An 8077-nucleotide genomic window follows, 5' to 3' on the forward strand; every position below is an offset into this window, starting at 1 on the left:
GGGTCCGGCGCCGGTGGCCACGAGCACGGCGCCGGGCGCGGCGTCGGCGGCGACCCGGGCGAACGTCTCCGGCTCGCCCGGCGCGACGACGAGGTCGGCACCGGCGAGCTCCGTGCCGGACCCGACGACGTCGTGGCCCGCCTTCGCCAGCGCCTCGGCCAGCGGCCCGGTCGCCGGGTCGACGAACGCGACGCGGCGGGTCCGGCCGACCTCGGGGGCGACCACGGCGGAGCTCGCGCGCACCGCGTCGTCCTCGGAGTAGTCGTAGAAGCCGCGACCGCTCTTGCGGCCGAGGAAGCCCAGGGTCACCAGCTCGCCCAGCACCGGCGCCGGGGCGTGCAGCCGGTTGTGGCCCTGCCGGTACATCGTGGCGAGGATCTCGTGGGCGGTGTCCAGCCCGATCAGGTCGAGCAGCGCCAGCGGCCCCATCGGGTAGCCGAGCCCGGCCGTGATCGCCGCGTCGATGTCCTCGCGGCTCGCGTGGCCGCTCTCGTACATCGCCGCGGCCCGGTTGAGGTAGCCGAACAGCAGCGCGTTGGTGACGAACCCGGCGCGGTCGCCGCACTCGACCGGCGTCTTGCCCAGCCGGCGGGCCAGCTCGGTGACGGCGGCGACGACCTCCGGCGCGGTGACGACGGTCCGCACCACCTCGATCAGCTCCTGCACCGGCGCCGGGTTGAAGAAGTGCATGCCGACGACGCGTTCCGGCCGCGAGACGGCCACGCTGATCTCCGTCACGGAGAGGGAGGAGGTGTTGGTGGCGAGGACGGTGTCCGCGCCGACGACGCCGTCGAGGCGGCCGAACAGGTCGCGCTTGAGCTCCAGCCGCTCCGGCACCGCCTCGACGACGAGGTCGGCGGCGCCCAGGGCGGCGAGGTCGGTGGTGAACTCGATCCGCCCGACCAGCGCGGCCTGCTCGTCGGCGGTGAGCTTGCCGCGGCGGACGGCGCGCCCGGTGGACGCGTCGACGTGCCCGCGCCCGGCCGCGAGCGCCGCGTCGTCCCGCTCCACCCCGACGACGTCGAGGCCGGCGCGCGCGAACACCTCCGCGATGCCGGCCCCCATGGTCCCCAGCCCGACGACGCCCACTCTGGCGATCCGCGCACCCATCAACACCCCTCCCGCCTCGGGCCGTGCACGTGAACCCCCTCGCTCCGGTCGCCTCACGGTCCGGAGCGACGACTCGTGGAAGCCTCCGGCCCCCAGTCGCCGCCAGTATGCACGGCCCTCGACAGGGCGGGGCGGTCCAGGGTCCCGGCGCGGCTCACCCGGGGCGCGGTCCCGGGCCTGGCGCGGCGTGGGCCGCCGGGCTCCGCGCGCGTGGGTCCCCGGCCTCGCACGGCGTGGGTCCCCCGGGCTCGCGCGGGGTGCGGTCCCCGCCCGGTTGGGAGGGAGTCCCACCCTACGGGCGGGCACCGACACAGCGCCCAACTCGCGCATGGCGCGCCCGGGACGCGGGGGCGGGCCGACGTGACGGATCCGCCGTCGCCATGGCTTGCGAATTAGCTTAGGCGTACCTTACGTTGGCGCCGTGACCATTTCGCCCACTCTGCCCGTCGACGGCCTCGCCGCACGCGACGTCGATCTCGCGTACGGGCGCGACGTGGTCGTGCGGGCCGCGTCGATCGAGCTGCGCTCCGGCATGGTCACGGCGCTCATCGGCCCGAACGGCAGCGGCAAGTCGACGCTGCTGCGGGCGCTGGCACGGCTGCACCTGCCGACGTCCGGCGACATCAGCTTCCACGACGGCACCGACGTGCTCACCCTCGACCCGCGCGAGCTGGCCCGCCGCGTCACGCTGCTGGCGCAGAGCCGCACCACGCCGGGCGGCCTGTGCGTCCGCGAGTTGGTCGAGTACGGCCGCCACCCGCACCGCGCGCGCTGGACCGGCCGCGACCCGGGCGCGGAACAGGCCATCGCCCGCGCCATGGCGCTCACGGGCATCGAGGCGCTGGCCGACCGCCCGGTGCAGGCGCTGTCCGGCGGCCAGGCGCAGCGCGTGTGGCTCGCCAGCTGCCTGGCGCAGGATACCGGCCTGCTGCTGCTCGACGAGCCGACGACCTTCCTCGACCTGCGCTACCAGATCGAGATCCTCGACGTCGTGCGCGAGCTGGCCGACGACCACGGCATCGGCGTCGGCCTGGTGCTGCACGACCTCGACCAGGCGGCCGCCGTCGCCGACCGCATCCTGCTGCTCGAGGGCGGCACGGTCACCGCCGACGGCACGCCGCGCGAGGTGCTGACCCCTGAGAACCTGAGCCGTGCGTACGGCATCCGCGTCGACGTCGACGTCGATCCGGTCGACGGGCGCATCACCACGCGCGCCGTCGGCCGTCACAACGACGTCCGGCCGCGCGCCACGGCCTAGAGGCCCGTTCCACCCACACCCACCGATCACGAGGTACACCACCATGAGAAGAGCGCGCGCCCTCGCAGGCCTGTCCGTCGCGTTCGTGCTGCTCGCCACCGCCTGCGGCACGACGGAGGACGCGTCCGGCGACGACCCCACCGAGGCCGGGTCGACCAGCGGGTCCACCGAGGGCGCCGGTTCCGGCGACGCCGCGGGCGGGCCGATCACCGTCACCGACTCGCGCGGCGTGGAGGTCACGCTGGACGAGCCCGCGGTGCGGGTCGCCGCCACCGAGTGGAACGCCGTCGAGAACCTCGTCTCGCTCGGCGTCATGCCGGTCGGCGTCTCCGACATCCAGGGGTATGAGAACTGGGTCAGCGGCGCCCCGCTCGACGACACCGTCACCGACATCGGCACCCGCGGCGAGCCGAGCATGGACACCCTCGCCACCCTCGACGTCGACCTCGTGGTCGTCACCGACAGCCTCATCGAAGGGGCCGTCGAACAGATCGAGGCCACCACGCCGGTCGTCGTCATGCCCGGCGGTGACGTGCAGGACAACATCGGCCAGATGTTCGAGAACCTCGACCTCATCGCCGAGCTCACCGGCACCCAGGACCGCGCCCAGGAGCTGCGCGACGAGTTCGACGCGAAGATCGAGGAGGGCAGGGCCGCCGTCGAGGAGGCCGGCGCCACCGGCGACCCGGTCGCCTTCGCCGACGGGTGGGCCGACGCCGGCACCGTCAGCATCCGGCCCTTCGCCGAGGGTTCGCTGGTCTCCGAGGTGTTCGCGGAGATCGGCCTGGAGAACGCGTGGGGCCTGGAGGGCGACCCGGTCTACGGCCTGGCCCAGACCGACGTCGAGGGGCTGACGGCGCTGCCCGAGGACGTCCGCTTCTGGTACATGGCCAACGCCAACGACGGCGGCGACCCGTTCGCCGACATCCTGGCCGGCAACGCCATCTGGGACTCGCTGCCGTTCGTGCAGGCCGGCAACGTCGTCCGGTTCCCCGACTCGCTGTGGCAGTTCGGCGGCCCGACGTCGATGATGCAGTACGTCGACGCCGCCGTCGACGCGCTCGGCTGAGGCGGTACCACCCGTGAAGTCCGGCCGCCTCGGCGTGGTCGCCGTCGCGCTCGCGGTGCTCATCGCGGGCTTGGCGGTGGTCCACCTCATGCAGGGCACCGCGCAGGTCGGCGCCGGTGAGGTGCTGCGCTGGGCGGCCGGACAGGGCACCGACGAGGCCGGCGCCATCGTGCTGGCCTCGCGGCTGCCCCGGCTGCTGGCCGCGATCGTCGTGGGCGTCGCGCTCGGTGCGGCCGGCGCGGTCATGCAGTCGGTGTCGCGCAACGTCATGGCCTCGCCCGACACCCTGGCCGTCAACGCCGGAGCGCACCTGGCGCTGGTGGCGGCCGCGACGGCGGGGTTCACGCTGCCGCTACTGGGCGCGGCCGGGCTGGCCTTCCTCGGCGGGCTGGGCGCGGCGGCGCTGGTGCTCGCGCTGTCCGGCCTGGGCGGGACGGGCGCGGTCCGGCTGGTGCTGGCCGGCACCGCCATCGCGCTGGCGTTCCAGTCGCTGACCAGCTCGTTGATCATCCTGTTCTCCGAGGAGACCCGCGGCCTGTTCGCCTGGGGCGAGGGGTCGCTCGGGCAGAACGGCCTCGACGGCGTCCGCACCATCGCCCCGGTGGTCGCCGTCGTCCTGGCCGGGCTGCTGCTGCTCGGCCGCAAGCTCGACCTCGTCTTCATCGGCGACGACCACGCCCGCATGCTCGGCGTCAACGTGCGCCGGGTCCGCGGCGGCGCCATCGTGCTCGCCGTCATGCTGGCCGCGTGCGCCGTCACGCTGGCCGGTCCGGTCGGGTTCGTCGGCCTGGCCGCACCCGCGGTCGTACGGCTGGCCACGCCGGTCGTGCCGGGGTTGCACAAGCACGCCGTGCTGGTGCCGGTGTCGGCCGCGACCGGCGTGCTCATGCTGCTCGCCGCCGACGTCGGGCTGCGGGCCGCGATCGGGTCGCAGGGGGCGCTCGAGGTGCCCACCGGCGTCGTCACCACGATCCTCGGGGCCATCTTCCTCATCGCGCTGGCGCGGCGCATCCGCGCCTCGGACACCGTCGGGGAGCCGCCCGCCGCGGGGGTGCGTGGCGGCGTCACCCGGCGCCGGTTCGGCGTCGTGGTGGGGACGATGGTCGTGGTGACGCTCGCGGCCACCGTCGGCGGCACGCTGCTCGGAGACTCCGTGCTGCTGCTCGGCGACGTCGTCAACTGGCTGAGCGGACAGGCCGGGCCCATCGTCAGCACCGTCATGGACACCCGGCTCCCCCGGGTCGTCGCCGGGCTGCTGGCCGGCGCCTCGCTGGCGCTGGCCGGCGCGATCATCCAGGCCGTCGCCCGCAACCCGCTGGCCGAGCCCGGCATCATCGGCGTGGCCGGCGGCGCGGGCGTCGGCGCCGTCACCATGATCACGCTGGTCCCGATGGCCGGTTTCTGGGCGCTGGCCGGTGCGGCCGGCATCGGCGCCGGGCTGGCCGCGACGCTGGTGTTCGCGCTGGCCGCACGGGGCGGCTTCGCCAGCGACCGGCTGGTGCTGATCGGCGTCGCCGTGTCGGCGGCCGCGCAGTCGCTGATCGTCGTGCTCATCACGCTCACCGACCCGTGGAACGAGACCAAGGCACTGACCTGGCTGGCCGGGTCGACCTACGGGCGCTCGTTCGAGCACCTGGTGCCGATGTCGCTGGCGGTCGTCGCGGCCGTCCCGCTGCTCTACGGCATGCGGCACACGATGGACCTGCTCTCCGTCGACGACCACACGCCGCGGATCCTCGGCGTGCACGTCCCTCGGGCGCGGCTGGCGCTGCTGACCGGCGCCGTCGTGCTGACCGGTGCCGCCGTCGCCGGCGTCGGGGTCATCGGGTTCGTGGGGCTGGTCGCGCCGCACGCGGCCCGCGCCCTCGTCGGACGGCGGCACGGGCGCATGCTGCCGGTGGCCGCGCTGCTCGGCGCCAGCCTCGTCTGCCTGGCCGACGCCCTGGGCCGGACGGTCATCGCGCCGGCCCAGCTGCCGGCCGGCCTGGTCACCGCGATCGTCGGCGCGCCGTACTTCGTCTGGCTGCTCTACCGCACCCGGGTGCGGGGGAATACCGCTCCGCGACGGCTGGGTTGGCGTGGACATGCCCCTCACCGGAGAGTACGCGCCGAGCACGTCTGACTGGGCCCGCAAGCAGGCGGAGGCCTACGAGGCGTCCGGCGGCACGACCGCGGCCACGCTGCGCGGCAAGCCCGTCATCGTCCTCACGTCCGTCGGCGCGAAGTCCGGCAAGCTGCGCAAGACCGCGCTCATGCGGGTCGAGCACGACGGGTGAGTACGCCGTCGTCGCCTCGCTGGGCGGCGCGCCGAAGCACCCCGTCTGGTACCACAACCTCAAGGCCAACCCGCACGTCGAGCTGCAGGACGGCGAGCAGAAGCACGACTACCTCGCGCGCGAGGTGGACGGCGACGAGCGCGCCGTCTGGTGGGAGCGCGCAGTCGCCGCCTGGCCCGACTACGCGACCTACCAGACCAGGACGAGCCGGGTCATTCCGGTCTTCGTGCTGACCCGCCTGACCGACTGACGGCGTTTCGCGGCGGGCCGGCCGGGTAGAGGCCAGGCATGAGCACCGACCAGGCCAGCCGTCCCACTGAGTTCCCGCCGCAGCAGCAGGAGCCGCCCGGTTCGACGGCGGAGATGACCCCGACGCCGGACCACGGCGAGCAGACGTACCAGGGCTCCGGCCGGATGACCGGGCTGCGCACGCTGATCACCGGCGGCGACTCCGGCATCGGCCGCGCGGTGGCCCTCGCGTTCGCCCGCGAGGGCGCCGACGTCGCGATCACCTACCTGCCGGAGGAGCAGGACGACGCCGACGCCACGATGCGGCTGGTGCGCGACGCCGGCCGCCGCGGCGCCGCCTACGCCGCGGACCTGCGCACTCACGACGCCTGCGTCGAGGTCGTGACCCGCACGGTGGCCGAGCTCGGCGGCCTGGACGTCCTGGTGAACAACGCCGGCTTCCAGATGGCCCGCGAGGGCGGCATCGAGAACATCGACCCCGAGCGGCTGGACCGCGTCCTCAAGACCAACCTCTATGCGCTGTTCTGGGTGACGCAGGAGGCCGTCAAGCACCTGAAGGCGGGCGGCTGCATCATCAACAACTCCTCGATCCAGGCCTACGACCCGTCGGTGTCGCTGCTGGACTACGCCAGCACGAAGGCCGCGATCAACAACGCCACCGTCAACCTGGCCGCCGAGCTCGGGCCGCGCGGCATCCGCGTCAACGCCGTCGCGCCCGGCCCGATCTGGACGCCGTTGCAGCCGGCCACCCAGCCGCCGGAGAAGGTGGCGAAGTTCGGCCAGGACACCCCGCTCGGCCGGGCCGGCCAGCCCGCCGAGGTGGCGCCGGCCTTCGTCTTCCTCGCCTCCCCGCGGGACGCGAGCTACGTGTCCGGCACCGTCCTCGGCGTCACCGGTGGCAAGCCGGTGTTCTAGCCGCTCGCGCCGAGGTCGTAGGGCCGCCCGCCGGCGGAGTCGCGGACCGGCGCGGCCAGCTCGCATCCGCCGCCGACGGTGCACCGGACCAGGGCGGCACGCTCGTCGTCCTCCCAGGCCTCGATCAGCAGCGACCCGTCCGGCTCCCAGGCGTGGGCCATCGGCCGCAGGCCGCGGATCGTCCGCACCGGCTCACCGGTCGCCGTGTCGGCGACGACGATCTCGTAGGCGTAGTCGACCTCCCAGGCGTGGGCACCCTGCTGCAGGCTGCCGACCGTCCGCACCGGCTCACCGGTCGCCGCGTCGGCGATGACGATCCCTTCGGCGAGCGCGCTGGCCTCGACATCCTCTGGGCTCGGGCCGATCTCGACCACCTCGGTGACGTACCGCCCGTCGGGCGAGAACCCGTCCGACGTGATGGTGGCGCGCTCCGGCGCTCGCCAGCGGATCTCGCCGGTGACGCCGTCGACCACGGCCGTCGTGCGGTCGGCCGCCTCGTTCGGGGGGACCAGCGCGGCCAGCTCGCCCGTCGGTGAGACGGCGGCGGTGAAGCCGAAGTCGGTCCACGGCGTGACGGTGTCGGCGGCGAGGTCCCAGACGTACACGCCGGTGGGGGCGTTGGTGGCGCTGTCGAGGACGACGCGCTGCGGCCCGAGGAAGCCGCGGACGCTGCCGACGGGGCCGTCGTCGCCGGTCTGCTCCCGTTCGTGCAGGATCTCTCCCGTGGTGGCGTCGGCCACGTACACGACGGTGCGGCCGGGGCCGTCGCCGGGCGCGCGGGTGCTCCAGTCGTGCTCGGCCCAGGCGACGAGAGCGCCGTCGGCGGACACGGCCATCGAGTAGACGGCGCCCCTGGCCAGCCGCGTCTGCTCGCCGCCGGACGGCACCAGCCACAGCTCGTTGCCGTCGACTCCCTCGCTGTCGGCGGTCAGGACGGCGTACCCGCCGGCGACGGCGGACAGCGAGCGCAGGCCGGCGAACTCGGCGTCGAACGGCACCACCGTCTCACCGTCGTGGATGGCGCCGTCGGCGTACCACGGCGCGGCGGCCGGGGCACCGGCCGGCAGCTCGTCGATGTCGGCCTCGATGACGGGCTCGGCCTGCCCGCCCGGCGTCGGCTCGGCCGCCGGCCGGCCGGCCGCGGCGTCGACGGCGCCGAGGTCGGGGCGTCCGGACGGGAACGGATCGGCGAGGACGGCC

At 74.7% G+C, this 8077-nt stretch carries 5 protein-coding genes and 2 pseudogenes; 5 read left to right on the plus strand and 2 right to left on the minus strand.

The window, feature by feature from the left end; all coding sequences use genetic code 11:
• A partial coding sequence (locus DY240_RS12075) for a 3-hydroxyacyl-CoA dehydrogenase family protein (RefSeq protein WP_199701363.1) occupies window positions 1-1110 on the minus strand: 1110 nt, incomplete at its 3' end.
• Between the two features lie 421 nt (window positions 1111-1531).
• Here DY240_RS12075 and DY240_RS12080 point away from each other — a divergent pair.
• The 5 genes and pseudogenes from DY240_RS12080 to DY240_RS12100 all read left to right on the plus strand — a co-directional run bounded on the left by DY240_RS12080 (window position 1532) and on the right by DY240_RS12100 (window position 6877).
• The gene (locus DY240_RS12080) at window positions 1532-2368 is read left to right on the plus strand and encodes an ABC transporter ATP-binding protein (protein ID WP_233552712.1); all 837 of its coding nucleotides are present in this window, start codon (window positions 1532-1534) and stop codon (window positions 2366-2368) included.
• A gap of 43 nt (window positions 2369-2411) precedes the next feature.
• Complete coding sequence (locus DY240_RS12085; protein WP_119660138.1) at window positions 2412-3437, plus strand: ABC transporter substrate-binding protein; 1026 nt, start codon at window positions 2412-2414, stop codon at window positions 3435-3437.
• 13 nt (window positions 3438-3450) lie between these two features.
• Entirely contained in the window at window positions 3451-5559 is a 2109-nt protein-coding gene (locus tag DY240_RS12090; RefSeq protein WP_119660139.1) for an iron ABC transporter permease, read from the plus strand.
• Window positions 5522-5963, plus strand: a pseudogene (locus tag DY240_RS34075) (nitroreductase family deazaflavin-dependent oxidoreductase). The gene DY240_RS12090 and the pseudogene DY240_RS34075 overlap by 38 nt, the downstream one beginning before the upstream one ends.
• Before the next feature lie 38 nt (window positions 5964-6001).
• A complete protein-coding gene (locus tag DY240_RS12100) occupies window positions 6002-6877 on the plus strand; it encodes an SDR family oxidoreductase (RefSeq protein ID WP_119660140.1) in 876 nt (291 codons plus the stop codon).
• On the opposite strand, the pseudogene DY240_RS31910 reads toward DY240_RS12100, so the two are convergent.
• Window positions 6874-8077, minus strand: a pseudogene (locus tag DY240_RS31910) (hypothetical protein); the annotation flags it as partial. The gene DY240_RS12100 and the pseudogene DY240_RS31910 overlap by 4 nt on opposite strands.

The sequence above is a fragment of the Jiangella rhizosphaerae genome (assembly GCF_003579925.1).
GTDB lineage: Bacteria > Actinomycetota > Actinomycetes > Jiangellales > Jiangellaceae > Jiangella > Jiangella rhizosphaerae.